Genomic DNA, 20,760 nt, shown 5'->3' with positions numbered 1-20,760 from the left:
ATATAAAAAGTACATTTATAACACAAATAGTTATTATGTTACTAGGATTTATAATTAGCGTATTAGTAGCACGTGCTTTAGGTCCGGAGGGAAAGGGGCAAGTTGCCTATTTTATGTTGTTTTTTGGCATGATTGCTCGATTTGGTAATTTTGGAATCAACGATTCATTAGGGTATTATATAAAAAAACCAATTATGATAATGAAAAGATTATAAACAATAACTTCACCTTTATTACGTTAGTTGTTATTTTTTACATGATTTTGTTTTCATTTTTATATAACAAAGGCTTGTTTTTGGCGGACTTTAGTTTTCTTCTCATTGTAGCAGGTATATTATATGTATACTCGAACTTTTTGGAATCTAATTTTAAATCAATATACATGGTAAAAGAAAAAACATATATTCAAAATAACTTTAAAATGAAAGCTACACTGATAAAATTTCTAAGTATAATATTTTTATACTATTTTGATTTAATTAATGTAAATATTTTCATTTTATTAAATGTTTTTGTATTTCTATTTCCAGTAATTTTGATGGTTAGAAATTTGAAGTTCAGCTTTAAGTTTACTATTGATAAAAAATTAATATCTTCTCAGCTAAGATACGGATTTATATTATATTTAAGTTCTGCCATGATTTTTCTAACCTATAAAGTTGATCAATTTATGGTTGAAGGGTATTTAGGCATGTCTCAACTAGGAGTTTATAGTATAGGAGTACAGCTTGCAGAACTGGTTTTTATTATTCCTCATAGTATTATTATACCATTAAGAGGTAAATTATTTAATATGAATAATAACTCTATAGAGGAAAGAGAAGTTATAACTACTACAACAACCAAGCTAACAATGTATGTATGTAGTTTTTTAGTCATAATTGGATTAATTTTAAGTCCAATTATCCCTTTTGTTTATGGAAAGGAATTCCAAGGTGCTATTGTAGTTACGATAGTACTTTTCATAGGTGTCATTTTTGCATCTATTGCTAAAGTGGCTGCAAATTTCTTCTATACTGAAGGAATAACAAAAATTCATTTATTAATAACATTCATAGTACTGTTAATAAATGTAGCCCTGAACTGGGCTTTAATTCCTTTGATAGGGATAAATGGTGCTGCGATTTCTTCAACAATTGCTTATTTTTTCTACGGAGTTCTATATATAATTATTTTCGTTAAGAGAGGTAATGTGAAATTTAAAGATTTTATTCTGCTAAATAAAAAAGATTACTCTATAGTGAAAAGTTATGTTATGAAAATAAAAAAATAAATTACTTAAAAGGAGGGATTTTATGAACTACATTCTAATTCAAGAATGCACATTAAAAAAACATAATACCCTTCGTATTGATGCTATAGCAAAAAACATGGCTTACCCTTTAACCCATAAAGGAATCAAAGAGATTTATCACGAATACAAACAAAGCAAAATAGTGATTATTGGTAACGGCTCAAACATTTTATTTTCAAAAAATTATTATGATGACAGCTATGTGTTTGTTAGTTTTAAATTAATGGACTCAATTGATTACTCTAATGGACAAATTGTTTGTGAGGCTGGAGCTTCGCTTTCAAAACTTAGCTGGTACGCTCTTGAAAATGGAATCAAAGGTTATGAGTTTCTAGAGGATGTTCCTGGAAGTCTAGGTGGTGCTATCATTATGAATGCAGGCACTTATGAAGATAATATAGGACAATTAGTAGACGAAATAACCTACTATGATATTGATCAAGATCAAATAATAACTGAACCAGTAGTTCTCAATGATTTTGGCAGAAGAACATCAAAATGGACAGATCGAAATTGTATTATACTCTCTACTAAATTGAAAGCATCTAGGGAACAACAAGTCGAGGATTATGAAGAATTATTAGATAAATTAATGTTAATTAAAAAGAAGCGTTACTTGAAGCAACCGAGGAATTACCCAAATGCAGGAAGTGTATTTAAAAGGCCATCATTAAACGGTGAGGATTTCTACATTTGGAAATTATTTGACGAATTAGGTTTAAGAGGATATCGAAAAATGGTGCAATGATATCTGAAAAACATCCAGGTTTTATTGTGAATGTAGATAATGCGAACCTGAAGATGTATTACACATTATTGATTTAGCCAAGAAAAAAGTAAAAGAGCATTTCGGAATTGACCTAGAGCTAGAGTGGAAAGTGATTTAAGGAAGGACTGGAGATTAGAAATGAGAATTTTAGTAACCGGTGCTGGCGGTTTTGTCGGTACCCATTTGTCAAAGCGTTTATTAGAGAATAATATTTCTGTTATTGGTTACGACAACCTTAACGACTACTACGAAGTCCAATTAAAAAAAGACCGCTTAGAAATCCTAAATAAGTTTGATAATTTCACGTTTTATGAGGAGGATTTAGCTGATCGTGATGCTCTGAATCGCTGTTTCGAGAAAGAAAACATCGACATCGTCATCAACCTAGCTGCCCAAGCTGGCGTCCGTTACAGTATAGAAAACCCTCATGCTTACGTTGACTCCAACCTAGTTGGTTTTGTTAACATTTTAGAAGCATGCCGACATCATAATGTGAAGCACTTAATCTATGCTTCTTCAAGCTCTGTATATGGTGCAAACGTAAAGATGCCGTTCTCTACCTCGGATGAGGTGAATCATCCTGTTAGCTTGTATGCGGCAACGAAGAAGTCGAATGAATTGATGGCTCATACGTATAGCCATTTGTATAATATTCCAACGACAGGGCTTCGTTTCTTTACTGTATATGGTCCTTGGGGCCGTCCTGATATGGCATATTTCTCATTTACGAAGAACATTGTTGAAGGTAAGACAATTAAAGTATTCAATAATGGTGAGATGATGCGTGATTTCACTTATATTGATGATATTGTTGATGGGATTGTACGTCTGTTGGACAAGCCCCCTAAGGCAAATCCTGATTGGAATCGGGAAGAACCAAATCCAAGCTCTAGCTATGCTCCATATAAAGTGTATAACATCGGTAATAATCAGCCGGTGAAGCTAATGGAATTTATTCAGACGTTGGAGAAGCACTTAGGAATTGAGGCGAAAAAGGAATTCTTGCCGATGCAACCAGGTGACGTGAAAGCGACGTTCGCTGATATAGATGAGCTTCAGAAGGATACAGGCTTCAAACCTTCTACAACCATTGACGAAGGTTTAAAGAATTTTGTTGATTGGTACAAAGAGTATTACAATGTCAAGTAATCAATAGCCCTCCTTCTTATTGAAGGAGGGCTTTATTAAAGATAGGAGTGAGAGTAATATGAAAGTACGCAAAGCCATCATCCCAGCTGCTGGTCTAGGAACACGGTTTCTACCAGCAACGAAAGCACAACCGAAGGAAATGCTACCGATTGTCGATAAGCCGACGATCCAGTATATTGTAGAAGAAGCCATTGCATCAGGTATTGAGGATATTATTATCATTAGTGGACGTAGTAAGCGGGCCATTGAGGATCACTTTGATAAGTCATATGAGCTAGAGGAAACGCTCTTGAAGAAAGGCAAAATGGCTCTGCTTGATGAAGTTACGTCAATTTCTAACATGGCCAATATTCATTATATTCGTCAGAAGGAAGCGTTAGGGCTAGGGCATGCGATTGCATGTGCCAAATCATTTATCGGTGATGAACCATTTGCCGTCTTGCTTGGTGATGATATCGTTCAGTCAGAAAAGCCGTGCTTGCAGCAATTAATTGAAGTGTTTGATCGTTACCAATCGTCTGTTGTTGGTGTTCAGCCAGTCGCTGATCAAGATGTCTCGAAATATGGTATTATTGCTCCAAAAGGAGAAGAGGTTGAATCAGGTGTTATTCATACGCAATCGCTAGTAGAGAAGCCAAAGGCAGAGGAAGCACCATCGAACTATGCAATTATGGGACGTTATGTTTTGCGTCCAGAAATTTTTGAGATTCTTGAGACATTACCACCAGGTGCAGGCGGTGAAATCCAACTAACGGATGCGATTAATAAGTTAACAGAAGAGCAAGCTGTTCTTGCTTATCATTTTGCTGGATTACGTTATGATGTTGGTGATAAGTTTGGATTCTTGAAAGCAACGTTAGACTTTGCTCTCCAGCGTGAAGATTTACGGAATGATGTTCGACGTTATTTAGAAGAAACGTTAGCAAATGAAACGATCGAAACTAGATAAAGGAAGTGTAAAAGTACGATGAAAATCACGATTGCAGGTACTGGTTATGTCGGTTTATCGAATGCCGTGTTATTAGCTCAACATAATGAAGTCATTGCTCTTGATATCGTTCAAGAAAAGGTTGATATGATTAACAACCGTCGTTCTCCGATAGTTGATAATGAGATCGAAGAGTTTTTAGCAACGAAGGAATTGAACTTAACGGCAACAACAAGTAATGAAGAGGCATTGAAGGATGCGGAATTTGTGGTGATCTCAACACCTACAAACTATGATCCTGAGAAAAACTATTTCGATACGAGTACAGTCGAAACTGTCATTGAAAATGTACTGAAAATTAACCAAAACGCCGTAATGGTTATCAAATCAACTGTACCTGTTGGCTATACGGAGTCAGTGCGAGAAAAATACAATACAGAAAATATTATTTTCTCTCCGGAATTCCTACGTGAAGGAAAGGCGTTATATGATAATTTATACCCTTCTCGTATCATCGTCGGTGAGCGTTCTGAGCGTGCGGAGACATTTGCTAACCTTTTAGCTGATGGAGCAATCAAAGAGGATATTGATATTCTATATACGGATTCAACGGAAGCAGAAGCGATTAAGCTGTTTGCTAATACGTATTTAGCAATGCGTGTCGCGTTCTTCAATGAGCTTGATTCATATGCTGAAGTTAGAGGCTTGAATACGAAGCAAATCATTGATGGGGTTGGACTTGATCCACGTATCGGTACGCATTATAATAATCCTTCATTTGGTTACGGTGGTTACTGCTTGCCGAAAGATACGAAGCAGCTGCTAGCAAACTATGAGGACGTGCCAAACAACATTATGGGAGCCATCGTTGATGCAAACCGTACACGTAAGGATCACGTTGCTGATATGATTCTAACGCGTAATCCGAAAGTCGTCGGTATTTATCGTCTCACGATGAAAATGGATTCAGATAACTTCAGACAATCGGCAATTCAAGGTGTTATGAAACGCATTAAGGCAAAAGGTGTTGAAGTTGTCGTTTTTGAGCCAGCATTCCAAGGTGATGAGTTCTATAACTCAAAAGTTTATAAAGATTTTGATGAATTTAAGGAAGTCTGTGATGTCATCGTTGCGAACCGACTTTCTGATGAATTGAAGGAAGTTGAGGATAAGGTGTATACGCGCGATTTGTATGCACGCGATTAATACTGTGTGAAGGCTGAGGGGGAATGATGCTCCCTCAGCTTTTTTTAGGGTTAATTTCAGAATATTCCCTCAACTGTGTGGTTATTTGCTCATATGACCTGTTAAATAGCATGTACTCTCTTCCAACGTTTTTCATGACTGTGCAGTGCCATTCTTCTTTCCTGATGGAAACCCTAACTCTATCTAATCTCCTATACGTATCACTAGAAAGCAACATTCTCAACCATACCGATTGCTTAATCCCCTATATTTCTCTTTTATTTTTAATAGTAATACTTTACTATTGTAATAGCGACGATCAATTAAATGCTAATGCTCATAAGAAGAGTATAAAAGCAGAATTGATTGATTCCTTCTATCTATTCAAATTCATCTATGTTTATAAAAAGGATATTACGTAGAAGGGATTGTAAAAATAGTGAAAGCAAATCAAACTATGACGATGAATAATATTGGCCTAGCAATATTTATTCTGTTTTGGTGTGGCTTAGTCGTATTAAGCTCCCTATATATGACGATACCACTCCTACATTCTTTTCAAGAGGAGTTTCATCTCACATCAAACCAAGCAGCATGGGTAGGGAGTGTTTTTTCTATCTTTTTCTCTTTAGGATGCTTATTCTTTGGTATTATGTCAGAGCGATTAGGAATGAAACGAGTGATGGTATGGGGCTTAGTTTGTTTAAGTCTTCTGACGTTTCTTGTTGGGTTTTCCAATAGTTATTATCAACTTCTTTTCTTACGTGGCTTACAGGGGCTTGCAGCAGCTACGTTTTCACCAGTGGCTCTGACGTATGTGGGTATCGTGTTTCCTAGCGATAAACGAAGTACGGCTATTGGATTTATAAGCTTTGGATTTCTATTAGCTGGTATTGTAGGTCAGTTGGTTAGTAGTTATGTTGAAGTTCTTGCTGAATGGAGAGCTGCCTTTTACTTTTTTGGAGTGACGTATGTTCTTGCCGCTTTCATGCTATTAATTCTCCCAAAGGACCGTAGCGACCAATATAAAGATCTTGTTATTATTATAAAAAAACTAGCACTCCCATTTAAGGATAGACAAATCGTAATTTCATACTGCATTGCACTGACTATTCTATTATCCTTCGTTGGGATGTACACTGCCTTAGGAACTTATCTCACTAATACGTTCGATTTCAATGAGCAACAGGTTTTTCTCGTTCGTGTTGCGGGTATATTAGGAATTTTATTATCTCCGTTTTCAGGTTTCTTTAGCTCGAAAGTGGGACTTTTCGGATTGCTTCGTATTGGGTTATGTTTGTCGATACTTGGATTATTGGTTATGGGATTTAGTACTCATCTATATGTCACAATTATTATGAGTGTAGTGTTTGTTAGTGGAATTTCAGTCATCATTCCAACGATGATTATAGTAGTTGGCAAGCTTGGAGGTTCTAATAGAGGAATTGTTACATCTGTTTATACCTTTTTCTTATTTGTTGGGGCAAGTTTAGGACCAATAGTAACGACTACACTGACACGCCTTGGTAACGCCTCACTTCCATTTAGTTCCTTAAGCGGCCTACTCCTTGTTAGTTTAATATTATCTCTATTCATGACTGCAAATGAATGGAAACAGGTTAAAGAGAAGACCGTATAAAACCATCCCTTGTTTATGAAGGTTCGTAAACCTATAAACAAGGATGGTTCTTTTTCATCCTCAAAAAAGGTAACATTCGTAAAAGTCCAATCGTTAATTTAAAGGCTGGATAAAAGCGTATCTTGTAAGCGGTTAATACATCCTCATGACTTGCTTCTTCATAACGTGTTACTACAGTAGCTATACAAATACTTAGTGAAGAAATATGACATACTCGTTGTTTCATTTAAGGGAACTGGTAAACTTCACTTAAACATATGATGAATTTAATAGTTAGAAAGAGGTGAGCGTTTTGCAATCTGTAAATTACAAGGTTCAGAAACGAAAGCTTGTAGATCAGGTATTGGCTCATTTGCAGTCTATTATTCTTTCAAGGAAGTATAAAGTGGGTGATAAACTTCCAACAGAGCCCGAATTAATGGAAATGTTTAATGTTGGTCGATCAACCGTCAGAGAGGCTGTAAAGATTTTAGTTCACGCCAATGTTTTAGAAGTGAGGCAAGGCGATGGTACTTATGTCATTTCCTTACCTGTAGAAAGCTTTGAACGTAGTTTGAAGATGGCTAATAAGAAAGAAATTGATGAAGTCAGAAGCATGTTAGAAGTTCAAATTTCCGCACTAGCAGCTGAACGGAGAACAGAGGAAGATTTGTTAACAATGAGAGAAAACCTTGATAAGCGAAATGCCTATTTAAAAAATGGTGAGTACTCTAACTATGTTAAATATGACATTGCGTTTCACTTTGCAATTGGTGAGGCAAGTCACAATTCACTATTAATTACGATGTATCAGACACTGTCCAATGAGCTACACCATATGTTAAGTACGTTAATTCTTGATATAGAAGCTTATAAAGACAATACGCACTACCACGAGAACTTATACAAAGCTATAAATGATCAAAAGGTAGATGATGCGAAGTTTTGGGCGGAAGTAAATATAAGGATGAAATAGTTTGTTACAAACATCAGATGAATAGATGATAGGACAAATTATCCACTATAACCCAGGAAAAAGGAGGAAGAATGATGAATCAAGAAAAAAAGGTGCTCCAAGTTGGCATAGAAGACCAACTATCAAAGCGACATACATTAGCATTCGGTGTTCAACATTTGCTAGGATTAACAGGGATATTCTTATTTCCGGTATTAATTGGTCAAGCAATGGGACTAGAAACAAGTATGATTGGTTATTTAATTCAAGCATGTTTTATTACAACTGGTATTGTAACAGTTCTACAATCAGGGAAAATGCTTAAGCTTCCAGTTGTGCAAGGTCCTACCGCAGTATTTTTCGCAATCCTTCTATCTGTAGGTCTTGATCAAGGGCTAGGAACAGCCTTTGGATCGATGATGGTAGCAGGAATGATTATGATGCTTTTATCCATACCAATAAAGAAGTGGGGGCTAATGGCTTATGTTGTTAGATTTGTCTCTCCGCCACTCGTCTATGGCACACTACTAGTAATCATTGGTGCACAATTGGCAGAAATAGGATTAAGTGGTTGGTTTGGTGTAGGTGGAACAACTTCTATTAACTTTTTTGCAGCACTAGTTACAGTGTTGGCAGTTATTATTCTAATGGTTGTTGGTGGGAATACGATTCTACGTCGGGGATCGGTTTTGTTAGGGATTATCATTGGAACCATTTTTTATTCTATAATCCAGCCGATTAGTATGACAGCGGTGAATGAGGCGAGCTGGGTAGGGCTACCACAATTATTTCCTTTTGGTTTTTCTATATCGATCGCGGCCGTAGGAATGTTCTTGTTAGCATTTTTACACGCATCAGCAGAATCAGTAGGAATGTATAATCTTTTAGGTGGATGGAGTAATCAAGAAATAAGCAAAGAACGAGCCAATAGAGGACTTTTTGGAGAATTTTTCGGGTGTACAATTGGTGCAATATTCGGTGGTCTAGGAACTACTTCGTATCCGGAGAACATTGGAATCATTCGTGTTACAGGTATAGGAAGTCGTTATGTGACCTACACTGCAGGGATTGTTGCGATCATTATCGGTTTTATTCCTAAGATTGGTATTTTAATAGCTAGTATTCCAGGTTCGATCCTTTCTGGTGCATCTACTATTCTATTCGGAGTTATTGCATTAAGTGGGATTCAAATGCTAAGTACGGTTAAATGGGATGATTTAAATCTTACAGTTGCCGCAACAGCATTTATTATTTCTTTAGGCACGATGCATTTACCAGCTGATATTGTAGAAGGAATGCCATATGCTGTAAGAAGTATTGTTGCTGAACCGATGCTTGTGGGACTAATCCTACTAGTAGGATTAAACATAATTGTTAATCTAATCATCAGACCTAGGTTAGAAAAAGAAACGAATGATGACTATGAAAAAACGTTGAAAAACGCGGGGTAACTATTATTTTGATTAGTAGAAGGGATGGAGAAGGTTATGGCAAAAGAACTAGTGAAATGGGATATTAATGTAAAAAGGACAGCGGTTATCGTCGTCGATATGCAAAAAGTATTTTGTGAGCCTGAAGGTGCTTTATATGTAAAGAATACAGAGTTAATTGTCGATAATATTCGAGAACTTCTTGATGTTGCAGGTAATGCAAATCTACCAGTTATCTACCTTCGTCATATTGTTCGAGGTGACGGATCAGATACGGGCATAATGAAGGCAATGTATCCAAATGTTGATGAAATATTAGCACGAGGAATAGATCAAGTTGAAATCATCGATGCCATTAAGCCTAAAGAGAAGGATATTATTGTAGATAAACTATTTTATAGTGGCTTCCATGATACAGATTTAGATACAATCTTACGAACAAAGGATATAGATACAATAATTATTTGTGGTACAGTGACGAATGTATGCTGTGAAACTACGGTTCGTGATGCAGCACATCGAGAGTATAAAGTGATCTTTTTAAGTGATGGTAATGCAGCAATGGATTATCCTGATTTAGGATTTGGACCTGTTTCTGCGGAAGAATTCAACGTATTACGTTATCAACCATTGCCTATGAATTCGGTCAAGTTTCGAGTACGAAAGAAATTATCAGTGAAATTGTTAAGAAAAGTAGTTAGTACTGCTATCACGTTAATGTGTTCTATAGTATAGATGTTAAATAGAATATGCATAAAGTGATCGCACAGACTACATGTAATAGCGGTATTAACCGAGCACTTATTTCGCGAAAAAGCAAAACATATGAGAACAGTTATCTTAATATTCTGTCTAATGTTTGGAACGAAAACCGCACAATGCAATACGACGTCCGGTGCATTTGCTTTTCTAGTGCAGCATAAGAAATAGGTAATGTGAGCTTTCGATAGTTGTGGAAGGTGATGATAGATTCACTTGCTTTCGTGGGATGATGTTGAATCGATTTGATGTGGTGGTAGAATATCCAGCAGCATTCATATAGCTTTGGTGAGTGGGTAGGGAAGGCATAGATCTGTTGCAGTGGTTGAATCGGGATTGGGATTTTATGTTGGATTCCTGTTTTGTGGATGACGGCAACTCGTCTGCCTTCGTAATCAGCTCCTCCTTCTAGACATGCCTCCTTGATCAATGAGAGCATCGGTTGTTTCACATGGAGGCTGTCATTTCGCTCCCAAACGATCGTGTCATATTCGATTCGCTTCGCAGGAAGTAATGCAATCGTGTCTTGATTAATGTCATAATGCGAGAGGATGGATGTTGTCATTGGAATAGCTCCTTTGGTAGCGATTTTTAAAAAAACGATCATACGGGGAATTGTACATGGAGTAACGAACGGTTATTTCGATCGAATTAGCAGTTCCTTGTGGAGAAAGAGTCCTGCTAATCCGATTGATTAGAAGTCATACGAAGAGTAAACTAAATCGAACGCCTTATTTGTCAGTTCATTCGGGTGTGCTAGGTTCAATCCTTTTGCAATTTTCATTTGCGTAAAGGGTGTCATACTTGATTTACCTCGTTCAATATTAGAAATATGAGTGAGACTCACATTTGTGATTCCAGCCAAGTCTTCAAGAGAGAGGCTTCGTTCAGTCCGAAGCAATCGGACGTGCCGACCAATATGGCGTTCGAGCTCTTGTTTTACTGGGTTTTTACTCATAGTTCTGTCTCCCTTTTTTCATCATTATGTAATTGAAGTATGGGAGACACCATACACTATAGTGGTGGTTGTTTAGGGTTAGTGAGATGTCATATTTGAAGGTATTAACGTTAGAAATAGCTTTGTTCGAAATTAGCTCAACAAAGAGAATAACTCTCATTGTTGAGCTGTTTTATATGAGATATCTGAGCAACTTGTGTTTTGCAAAGGCAAAATCTCGCTACAACTTAACACGGAGAGGGGAGCATGCTAGTCTTCATGACATAGCCAAGACTTGGCTTGGCTTAAGGAGCATGCCCATAGAGGCTCCGTGTCATGTTGCATTACTTTGTATGTGCAATTTAAAACTATGTGCACTTTTCCTTTGCACCATACACAACTCGAAGTTTTTTGAATAAAAGGTACATAAATGCTACAGTAAGATGGAATAGCATAAGCCTCTAGCCATACCGTTACTTAGTAGTAATGAAGGCTGTTTGGTTGTAGCGAATGTATGTAGAAAAAGTAGAGGAATCCGACTTTAAGGGGGGTATTGAATGAACCAATACATTAAAGCGTCCGTTGAACAACCGATCAATTTTTATTCTGGAGGGCAATTTGTTGCTTCTGAAACTTGGACTCATATGAAGAGAAATATGGATATGTTCGTTTTGATTATTAACTTAAATCAAACGCTTTACATCGAACAAAACGGGAAGCAATTTACAGTTCAACCTGGTGAAATATTATTTTTAATTCCTGGACAACTTCATGTAGGATTCGCTGATTCCCCAATAGGTACTTCCTATTATTGGTTTCATTTTACATTTTCAAGTCCCTATTCATTACTTACTCGTACAATGATGGATAGCGAAGTAAAGTCGTTGCGGTCGAATATGATACCTGTCGATAACGAGACCTGTGCAACCGTCTTATTACCTATTCATGCAAAACCTATTGAAGCTGAACGAATTCATATATTATGTAAGCAATTATTTGATGTTACAAAAGCAAATTATTATAATACCTTACATGCCCATTATTTAGCCACGTCACTTCTGATTGAAATCTCTGAACAAACGATCTATCATCACAAAACGATATCACTGGAAACAGCTGCGGAACGAAAGGTAGAAATGATCAAAGAGTGGATAAGAGTGCACGTATTCAAAAAAGTAACCGTTTCAGCGGTTGCTGAAGAATTTCAATATAACAGTGATTATTTATCACGAATCTTCAAACAGACGACAGGATATAGCATTCAAGAATATATTCATCTAATGAAAATCTCAAAAGCCAAGGAATTGTTAATGAATACGAATGAAACCGTGAAAGGTATTGCGATAACACTCGGCTTAACCGATGAAAAATACTTTATGCGTTTATTCAAAAAGTATGAGAAAATGACACCAACCGAATTTCGAAAAAGCGTACTACCGAATGCCGATGAATAATGTGTAAAAAAGGGGTCTGACCCTCACCGCTTTAATGCGTTAACAGGGAGGGGGTCAGACCCTACTATGCGAAGGAAATAAGTATTTACATGGTTCGATGTTAATCGCTGCTCATGATAAAATTCTTTTAAATAAAGGGTTTGGAATGGCTAACTGGGAGCACATGGTACCAAATAAGCCTACGACAAAGTTTCGTATTGGTTCTCTTACTAAGGCTTTTACTGCTTTAGCAATTTTTCAATTACATGAAAGAGGCAACTTAAATATAGACGATACGATAGGGACGTATCTTAGCAATTATCCACAAGGTGAGATCATAACAATCTATCATTGTCTAACTCATACGGCAGGAATCCCAAATTACACGAGTTTCCAAGACTTTTGGTCAACTACTATGAGGCTCCCTTTTACTTTAAATGAATTGATTGATTCATTTAAAGACCGTCCATTACAGTTTGCACCTGGTAGTAAATTTGAATATTCAAATTCAGGTTACGCGTTGCTAACGGCTATCATCGAAAACGTATCAGGTCTAACATATTCTGATTACATTCAAGAAAATATATGCAAGCCATTAGGAATGGAACATACAGGATGCGATGATGGAAGGGTGGTAGTTCCACATTTAGCAACTGGATATTCCTATTGGGAGAAGCCTATCCACCCAGCTTATGCGGATCTATCATTTCCATTAGGGCATATGGCCTATATTCTACAACAGAGGACTTATTAAAATGGGATCAAGCTTTAAAATCATCCCAACTCCTAAATAAAAAACTTACAGAAAAGATGTTCAAACCATATCAAGATGGATACGCTTGTGGCTGGATGGTATCTGATATACTAGGTAGAAAATGCATCCACCATTTTGGGGATATTAGTGGTTTTTGTAGCAATATGTTAAGATTTGTCGATGAACAGGTTACGATTATCTTTCTAAGCAATATGGATGTCACTCCTGTCACGCATATTACGCGAGATTTGGCTAAAATCGTCTTTGAAGAGAAAGTATCTATTCCTGTAACCGTTGGACCGATCGAATATACAATGAATCAGGCTATGGTGGGTAAGTATGTCATTGATAAGAATAAACAAATGTTAGAAATCACAACGAAACAAAATGAACTATACGTAACTGTTCCAAAAAGGTACGGTGTTTTCTATAAATTTAAACTTGTTCCTGTTAGTCACTCTACATCCAAAACGATCTTTATAACAGAAATGGTTAATGAGCATCTAACATTCTACTATTCCTCGTCAGGTCAAGTAGAACGATTAGAGTACAAAGATTGTTATGATAACAAATATATTGCTCAGAAAAGGGGTCAGACCCTTAATAAAACATTTACATAATTTTCATCGGTAAAATACTGAATGTGTGGAGGAGTATGAAGTTGAGTAAAAAGAATTGGTGGCTATCTATAGTAGTAATGGTTTTAGTGGTGATAACTGTAATCGGTTGTTCATCTAATAACGATGAGGTTAGTGGAGAAATCAAGCAAGAAGGTGACCTGCTTAGTGAAGAACAAGTGGATCAAGTTGATAGAGTAGATGAAGCTGTGGAATTAGAAGACGAAGAGGAGCAGCCTGACGTCGATGAAGTTCAACCGGAAGTTGTAGAAGAATCTAACGAAGTGTATGGCAACTATAACGGGAATATCTTTATCGGTGGGAGAGTTGACTTTTATGATGAGCAATTTTATATCGCTGATGATTTAGGGGAAGGCTATGGGATTTATACCGTTTCTGTTGATGGTGGAGAACCTAACTTAGTTCTCGAAGTAGGTGAATCGAGCGTCAAAGGACTACACGTTACGCCTAAAGGAATGTTTTTTGTTGAAAGCAATTATGAGGATGATGAACAATTTCAATTTTATTCGTTTGAGGATGAAGAAGTTATAACGATTGCCAAAGGGAAAATTGATTCACCACAATTGGCCGATGATAAAATTTGGATGATGATGATTCAAACGTATCCTGAAAGCCAAGAGGGGTATTATACGTATACATTAGATACAGAAAGCTTTGAGCTTGAGCGGCAACCGCATTCAGAAGCACATGTGACGGTAAATAATGATTATGCAGTCATACAACAAGAGATGTTTGTTTATGAGTTGGAAGACAATGGAGAAGTTGGCGAGGAAATTGAAGTATTCAGTATTGGGCGAACCATTCTCGATGGTTCAACACTTTATTATAATACAGATGAGGGCATTCATTCATACGACCTGGAAACAGGCGAAATACAACGTCATACCTCTGAATATGCACAGTACTTCAACGCTAGAAACGGTCACATTTTCTATTCACCATACGTAGAGGCAGAAGTAGATAGAACGGTTAAATATGCTAGTGTAGAAGATGGAACAGATGAAATATTAGAAGACACGATGTTTTATGAAAGCTATATATTTGATCGATATATGGTTGCTCCTTATGGGCGTGGTGCGACGATCTATTCAATTTATGACTTTGAGACAGGAGAATGGGACACGTTGTACCATTCGCATGGAGAGTGAGGGTGGGGGGTCAGACCCCTCATTGAGGGTCTGACCCCCAAAATCAACTATTGATAATTTAATAGAATATATGTATGATAAAAATTAGTTTAGTAGTTGTTGAAGGAGATTCTATTTTAATGTCCATAAAGTTGTCGGAAGCAGACCTGAAAGCTTTACTAATAACGATGTGTGAAAAGGGTTCAATTGCCAATGGAGATAACATAAATGCGAAAGAACTAGTTAATGAAATTGCATCGTTTATTAAAAAACATCAAGAGATCGCTACAATAAGTAAATAATAGTGAACTGCCGAAAACGAATTGGCAGTTCTTTTTTTTGTATTTTGGGGTCAGACCCGACGAGCCCACGACAACAAACGACAATGTGGCAGACTTTTCTATATTTTTTGTTTATAATAGAAGTAACTGATTCGAATTTTCTCGAATCTTCGTTTGAAAAGGATGATTTCATTGTTTAAAGCAATTTTAATAGACGACGAGAAGCTAGCTTTAGAGAGATTGAAAGCGCTATTGCATAGAGTAAGCAATAACATTGATGTAATAGGTGAATATCAGAACGCGAAAAATGCATTGGAAGCCATTCAATCTGACACTCCGGATATCATATTCCTAGATATCCGCATGCCTGAAATAAGTGGGATAGAATTAGCTAACCTAATTAGAGACGATTATCCCGAGGTCTTCATTGTTTTTGTTTCAGGGTATGATCAATATGCCATGGAAACATATGAAATATTTGCCTTGGATTATTTATTAAAACCGATTATGCCCAAGCGCCTGAAAAAAACGTTGGAGCGGCTAGAAACATATTATAGACCGCACAACCGCCTGAACAGTCCTAAACATAAAAGGGGAATCTCCGTTTCCTGTTTTCAAGAAATCAAATTTTATAATGAAAAGGACGAAGAAATACCGGTTTATTGGCGAACAAAAAAAGTATTAGAGCTGTTCGCCTACTTACTGCATCATCGGAATAAATTTATCGCAAAGGGCACGTTGATTGAATTGCTATGGCCTGATTCCACACTCAAACAAGGCTACCAGCAGCTCTATACAATGATTTACCATTGTCGAAATTCATTAAAAAAAGCAAATATACGTGACATCAATATTAAAAGTGTGACAAATATCGATACGGGCTACTTACTAGAGGTAGGAAATTCCGTTTCAGTCGTCATGGATGAATGGGATAACATGTTAAATAGTGTTCCAGCCCTTACTCAGACTGACGTACCACAATATAAAATAATGTTTAACCAATACATAGGGGATTATTATGGTTCCTATTACTTTCACTGGGCTTTAGATGAATTAGAAAATCGACGACAACAATGGCTACAAATTGCTAGAATGCTGGCAGACTATTATTTTCAACAAAATAATATGGAAGAAGCGATTTCAATTTATTCTACCGTACAAAAAAAATGCCCATATGCAGAAGAAAGCTATGTTGCATTAATGAAGCTTTATGCGAAGTTAGATCAATATTTAGCAGTAGAAAATCAATACCATAAACTAAAAGCGATGTTGAGAAAGGAATATGATATCGAGCCTACTGAAGAGATTAGTAAATGGTACAAGGATTGGGAGATAAGTAATCAAAGTATATAAGATGATTATCATTAAGGGCATATGCAAATTAGTAGGTACCTAGTAGATGAAGAAGAAAAGATCAATTCCTTCTTCATCTACTAGGCCTTTTTTCCTTAATTTACTTCTCCGTAAATTGAATCTGTTCACATTAATAATTGAACAAGTCCCCTATTAATAATAAGAAAACTTCTTACTCTATCTTGTATACAGGCTATCAATTATAGATTGATCATGCATATATACTATCGCATTTTGTCTCAAATTAGTAGTTGAATAGGAAAATAGTCGTCATTTTCCAGTACCTTCCTTATAGTTGTTATACTTTTTGTATAGTTTTTGTATAGTTCTATATTTTATACTAAAGGAAAATATTATGACTTATTAACTATTTCTGTAATAGGTTGATTATGAAGGGGAGGAATGAAGTGGGAAGCCTCAAATAGGAGGTTAGACTATAGGAATTTAGTAATCTTCATTATAATTGTGAAAAAGGTAATAAAGAACTTCATTTTTTTTGAAAGTGAATGACTAGTAAATTAACGGAGGGGAAAACATGTTTAAGTCAAAAAATAGCTTTATTCACAAATTGCAGATGTCGTTTCTTGTCACCTTGTTAGTTTTCTCATCAATGTTTACGACATTTGTTCCTTCTGCTGCAGTGGCGGCGGAGGAGGATACCGTTTATGTGTCATCCGGGGGTGTTGACACGAATGCCGGTACGAAAGATGCACCATTTGCGACTATTGAAAAGGCACTTCAGGAAGTGGAAAACGGGGGGACGGTCGTCCTGCTGAGTGATTTTGTTTTGGATCAAACATTAAGTATCGATAATAGTAGCAACATATTAGGAAAAACTGCGACGATACGATCTGATGAGGGTAGTACTTATTCGATTATTCGTAAGGAAGATTTTAATAATCAAACTTTGATTCAGATATCAAATGCTAACAACATTACATTTGAAAATTTAATCATAGACGGTAACAATGTTGAATTAATAAGAAGTAGTGGGAATTTTGGTATTTATGTTTTAGGTGGATCAACAGCTCTTTTTGAAAATGTTGATATTGTAAATCATATAGTACAAGGTACCGGATCATTTGTAGTATTTTCAAGTGGTAGTGCAAACGTGATTATAAAAGACGGAACTCTTATTAAAGAGAACGAGATAAGAGGATTGATACCGACTAATCCCCAGGTGTGCTTGCTGCTGGTTCGGGAGGGGTTTTGACAATTGAGGGGGGTTAATAACCGAGAATGAAATTTCTGAAGGCAGTAATGGTGTGATTGTTGCATTAGGACTTTCCGGTGGACCCCGCTTTGAAATGTCAGGTGGAGAAATTAAGGGGAACCGTCTTTATGGTACTGAATTATACGGTAATGAGACCGTTGGGAATGTTGCTGTTAACATGCGAGGCACTGCGTCGCAGGCTCGATTTGAATTTAGCGGTACAGCTTATGTATACGACAATCTAAATAGCGATGGAGAGCAACGCAACGTATATCTAAAAAATACGGAAGCACGGGACAGTGCTTATTTGTCGCTAGTAGATAGTATGGAAGACGGAGCCAAGGTTGGCGTATATGCAAACATCATGCCAGATGATGCAAATCCGATCGTTGACGTTGCAATAGGTTATGGTAGTTATACTGCAACAATAGAGGATTCATCCTATTTTGTATCGGACAAGTCCACAGATGCTACTGTTGCTTATGACGAAGTAGCTAAGAAAATCGTACTGACTCCAGTTGATCTCGAAGTTTTAGATCTAGATGATCAGCAAATTGTTGATCCCAAACCAACAATTAGCGGAAAAGGTACCCCAAATTCAAAAGTAAGAGTAAAACTAATAAGTGAATCAGATCCGTCTGTATTTATTGAAGATGAAATCGAGGTTGATGAAGACGGGAACTGGGAATTTACTCCTTGGGAGTTTACTCCTGAAGGAAAACTGCAATCTGGCAATTATACGCTAGAAGCAACTCTTATTAAAGAGGGAATTACGACAACGCCTGTAACGATGAATATTACGGTTGTAGACAAAGAAGATTTACAAGCAAAAGTAGATGAAATCAACGGTGAAAATCTGCAAGAAGAAGATTACACTGAAGAGAGCTGGGAAGAGTTCGAGCGTGCATTGACTTCAGCCCAAGCGGTTTTGGATAACAAGGAAGCAACACAAGCAGAAGTAGATCAAGCACTTACGAATTTGGAAGTAGCAAGAAATAATCTGCAAGAAGTCGTTCCAATTGCTCCAGGAGTTACTCCAGGTGGGATAACTTCTCAACCAGTTCTTTGGTTAAAAGCAGATATGGACTAGGCCAAGAAGATGGATTGTTATCCGGTTGGGAAGATCAGTCTACTGAACCAATCAACTTTACACTTGACGTACCAGCAGGAAATGAAACGAAGACGCCTGAAGTGAATGCAGGTGGAGTGAACTTTAACCCGAGTGTCACATTTAAAAACAATAATGTGACAAATGGGCATTATGCTGTTTCACCTAAACTGATCGGGGATAAGGAAATCACTTTCACATCGGGTTTTGTGGTCTATAAACACCCTGATGAGGGAAGTGCAGGAGCTTTGGTCGGGGCGAGAGACCAGAATCCAGGTGCTGCTAACGGTGTGATTGTCATGGGTGGTTATGGTCATGATTTTACCACAGGACCTGGGATTTCCGGGGTTTATGACTACTATGGACCTGTAGATAGAAACCGGCATCAGCTTTCCAATTTTGAAATTGCTGGTTCAAAAACGGCTAGAGTTGACGGGAAAACAGCAACGTTTAGCCGGACTAATAACTTTTCCGCATTCACATTCACTCCTGTCATCGGAGCGACGAATGGTGGCAGTAATGATTGGCATGGCTTTGGCGGTGATGTCGCGGAGATTATCTTGTACGATGAACTGACAAGTGATCATGCTGCGAAGATCGAAACATATTTGGCAGTCAAGTATGGTATTACGCTGAATGAAGGTAATAGTGATTACGTTGCTACAAACGGAGATATTGTGTGGAGTGCTGATTCTACCTACAAGTACAATATTGCCGGTATCGGTAGAGACGATGCGGAAGAACTCAATCAGAAGCAAAGTCACAGCATTAACGTAGGCGAACCACAGGTAGCAATTGGTTTAGGTACATTAGAGGATACGAATGCACAAAATAGCAATGAGTTACTAGCGATGGGCAATACATGATTGGGAGATAATGGGGAAGACTTAGTATTTGATGTGTATGTGAGGGATACGGAATATCATGCACAACGGATTTGGAAAGTCCAAAATACAAAAGATGTCGGAAACGTACAAGTTGCTTTACCAGAGGATGCGATTCTGGACGTGAAAAAGCTGCTTGTTAGTGACAATGACACCGATTTCTCTGAAGCTACTGAATACGAATTAGAAGTTAGTGAAATTAATGGGATTTCGTACTTCGTAGCTAATGATGTTCCGTTAGAGAATGGGCAGTATTTCACTTTTAGCGTGTTTGCTCCTGAACTAACAGATGCGTCTGTTGAAGAAGTTACGGTTGGTGAGCAAGAGATTGTTTTGACTTTTGATAAGCCTATTACTTTAACAGATTTGGACGGACTTACGGTAACAATTGGTGACGAAGAATTAGGGATTGACAGCTATAAAATTGATCCAGACGACGATAAAATATTGAAATTGAATCCAGGAACAGAGATTAAGCCGAATGATACAGTCTTAGTGTCATATAAGAAAGACACCGGCAATATTAAAGGATTGAATGGAGCACCGGTTCGCGACTTTGAGATGGAGGCAGTAAACAGTATTGAAGCCACTCCATTAGAAACACCAGAAGTGATGCTTGATGAGAACGGCGTGTTGAAGTGGGAAGAAATCACCAACGCGGACAAGTATGAAGTGACAATCGAAGTAGAAGACGGAGAACCGATCGTAGTCGAAGTAACCGAAGGAACGGAACTAGACTTGACGGAACTGGAACTAGAACCAGGCACGTACACGGTGAGTGTGGTAGCAAAATCAGACGACTCAGCGTATACGGATTCAGAACCGTCGGATTCAGTGACATATACAGAACCAGCTACTGCATTACCAGCCCCAGTAGTGGAGCTTGAAGACGGAGTTCTGACATGGGAAGAGATCGACAACGCAGACAAGTATGAAGTGACAATT

The 20,760-nt window shown here is 37.3% G+C and carries 22 protein-coding genes; 20 read left to right on the top strand and 2 right to left on the bottom strand.

The window, feature by feature from the left end; genetic code table 11:
* Positions 1–2 precede the first annotated feature (2 nt).
* From JCM19034_RS25285 to JCM19034_RS17195, 10 genes are all read left to right on the top strand, one after another.
* Positions 3–215 (top strand): oligosaccharide flippase family protein, encoded by a 213-nt coding sequence (locus JCM19034_RS25285; protein WP_370622174.1) that lies wholly within the window; start codon positions 3–5, stop codon positions 213–215.
* Between the two features lie 41 nt (positions 216–256).
* Complete coding sequence (locus JCM19034_RS17235) at positions 257–1,273, top strand: polysaccharide biosynthesis C-terminal domain-containing protein (protein ID WP_082394177.1); 1,017 nt, start codon at positions 257–259, stop codon at positions 1,271–1,273.
* 22 nt (positions 1,274–1,295) lie between these two features.
* Positions 1,296–2,042 (top strand): FAD-binding protein, encoded by a 747-nt coding sequence (locus tag JCM19034_RS17230; RefSeq protein WP_062051704.1) that lies wholly within the window; start codon positions 1,296–1,298, stop codon positions 2,040–2,042.
* A 159-nt stretch (positions 2,043–2,201) separates the two neighbouring features.
* The gene (locus JCM19034_RS17225; protein WP_062051702.1) at positions 2,202–3,212 is read left to right on the top strand and encodes an NAD-dependent epimerase; all 1,011 of its coding nucleotides are present in this window, start codon (positions 2,202–2,204) and stop codon (positions 3,210–3,212) included.
* Positions 3,213–3,270: 58 nt separating this feature from the next.
* Entirely contained in the window at positions 3,271–4,161 is an 891-nt protein-coding gene (gene galU / locus JCM19034_RS17220) for a UTP--glucose-1-phosphate uridylyltransferase GalU (protein WP_062051700.1), read from the top strand.
* Between the two features lie 18 nt (positions 4,162–4,179).
* A complete protein-coding gene (locus tag JCM19034_RS17215; RefSeq protein WP_062051699.1) occupies positions 4,180–5,346 on the top strand; it encodes a nucleotide sugar dehydrogenase in 1,167 nt (388 codons plus the stop codon).
* Positions 5,347–5,764: 418 nt separating this feature from the next.
* Entirely contained in the window at positions 5,765–6,964 is a 1,200-nt protein-coding gene (locus JCM19034_RS17210) for an MFS transporter (RefSeq protein ID WP_062051697.1), read from the top strand.
* A gap of 292 nt (positions 6,965–7,256) precedes the next feature.
* Positions 7,257–7,919, top strand: coding sequence for a FadR/GntR family transcriptional regulator (locus tag JCM19034_RS17205; protein WP_197276441.1), 663 nt, complete (start codon positions 7,257–7,259; stop codon positions 7,917–7,919).
* 74 nt (positions 7,920–7,993) lie between these two features.
* Positions 7,994–9,349 carry a uracil-xanthine permease family protein gene (locus JCM19034_RS17200; RefSeq protein ID WP_062051693.1) on the top strand — a complete coding sequence of 452 codons (1,356 nt, stop codon included), beginning with the start codon at positions 7,994–7,996 and terminating at the stop codon, positions 9,347–9,349.
* Positions 9,350–9,385: 36 nt separating this feature from the next.
* Positions 9,386–10,063, top strand: coding sequence for a cysteine hydrolase family protein (locus JCM19034_RS17195; RefSeq protein WP_197276440.1), 678 nt, complete (start codon positions 9,386–9,388; stop codon positions 10,061–10,063).
* A 100-nt stretch (positions 10,064–10,163) separates the two neighbouring features.
* Here JCM19034_RS17195 and JCM19034_RS17190 read toward each other — a convergent pair whose 3' ends face one another.
* Together JCM19034_RS17190 and JCM19034_RS17185 are read right to left on the bottom strand one after the other, a co-directional pair.
* Complete coding sequence (locus tag JCM19034_RS17190; protein WP_062051691.1) at positions 10,164–10,652, bottom strand: competence protein ComK; 489 nt, start codon at positions 10,650–10,652, stop codon at positions 10,164–10,166.
* 129 nt (positions 10,653–10,781) lie between these two features.
* Positions 10,782–11,045 carry a helix-turn-helix domain-containing protein gene (locus JCM19034_RS17185; protein ID WP_062051689.1) on the bottom strand — a complete coding sequence of 88 codons (264 nt, stop codon included), beginning with the start codon at positions 11,043–11,045 and terminating at the stop codon, positions 10,782–10,784.
* Between the two features lie 536 nt (positions 11,046–11,581).
* Here JCM19034_RS17185 and JCM19034_RS17180 point away from each other — a divergent pair.
* From JCM19034_RS17180 to JCM19034_RS17145, 10 genes are all read left to right on the top strand, one after another.
* Entirely contained in the window at positions 11,582–12,478 is an 897-nt protein-coding gene (locus tag JCM19034_RS17180; RefSeq protein WP_062051687.1) for an AraC family transcriptional regulator, read from the top strand.
* Positions 12,479–12,623: 145 nt separating this feature from the next.
* Entirely contained in the window at positions 12,624–13,211 is a 588-nt protein-coding gene (locus JCM19034_RS24285) for a serine hydrolase (RefSeq protein ID WP_269431725.1), read from the top strand.
* Positions 13,124–13,831, top strand: coding sequence for a serine hydrolase (locus JCM19034_RS24280; protein WP_269431724.1), 708 nt, complete (start codon positions 13,124–13,126; stop codon positions 13,829–13,831). Before JCM19034_RS24285 ends, JCM19034_RS24280 begins: the two co-directional genes overlap by 88 nt.
* A 41-nt stretch (positions 13,832–13,872) precedes the next feature.
* Entirely contained in the window at positions 13,873–14,997 is a 1,125-nt protein-coding gene (locus JCM19034_RS17170) for a DUF5050 domain-containing protein (RefSeq protein WP_062051684.1), read from the top strand.
* A gap of 119 nt (positions 14,998–15,116) precedes the next feature.
* A complete protein-coding gene (locus JCM19034_RS21975; RefSeq protein WP_156324041.1) occupies positions 15,117–15,278 on the top strand; it encodes a hypothetical protein in 162 nt (53 codons plus the stop codon).
* A 171-nt stretch (positions 15,279–15,449) separates the two neighbouring features.
* Positions 15,450–16,610, top strand: a complete 1,161-nt coding sequence (locus JCM19034_RS17165) for a response regulator (protein ID WP_062051682.1) — start codon at positions 15,450–15,452, stop codon at positions 16,608–16,610.
* 535 nt (positions 16,611–17,145) lie between these two features.
* On the top strand, positions 17,146–17,823 hold the full coding sequence (locus tag JCM19034_RS17160) for a hypothetical protein (RefSeq protein ID WP_062051680.1): 678 nt from the start codon (positions 17,146–17,148) through the stop codon (positions 17,821–17,823).
* A 52-nt stretch (positions 17,824–17,875) separates the two neighbouring features.
* Positions 17,876–18,913, top strand: coding sequence for an FIVAR domain-containing protein (locus JCM19034_RS17155; protein WP_062051678.1), 1,038 nt, complete (start codon positions 17,876–17,878; stop codon positions 18,911–18,913).
* A 14-nt stretch (positions 18,914–18,927) separates the two neighbouring features.
* Positions 18,928–19,797 (top strand): hypothetical protein, encoded by an 870-nt coding sequence (locus tag JCM19034_RS17150; protein WP_156324039.1) that lies wholly within the window; start codon positions 18,928–18,930, stop codon positions 19,795–19,797.
* The coding region (locus JCM19034_RS17145; protein WP_197276439.1) for a hypothetical protein at positions 19,798–20,760 on the top strand (963 nt) is incomplete at its 3' end.

The organism is Bacillus sp. JCM 19034 (genome assembly GCF_001310635.1).
Taxonomy (GTDB): Bacteria; Bacillota; Bacilli; order Bacillales; family Bacillaceae_D; genus Halalkalibacter.
Note: the sequence above shows the minus strand (reverse complement) of the source record. Positions and strands in the feature narration are given on the sequence as shown.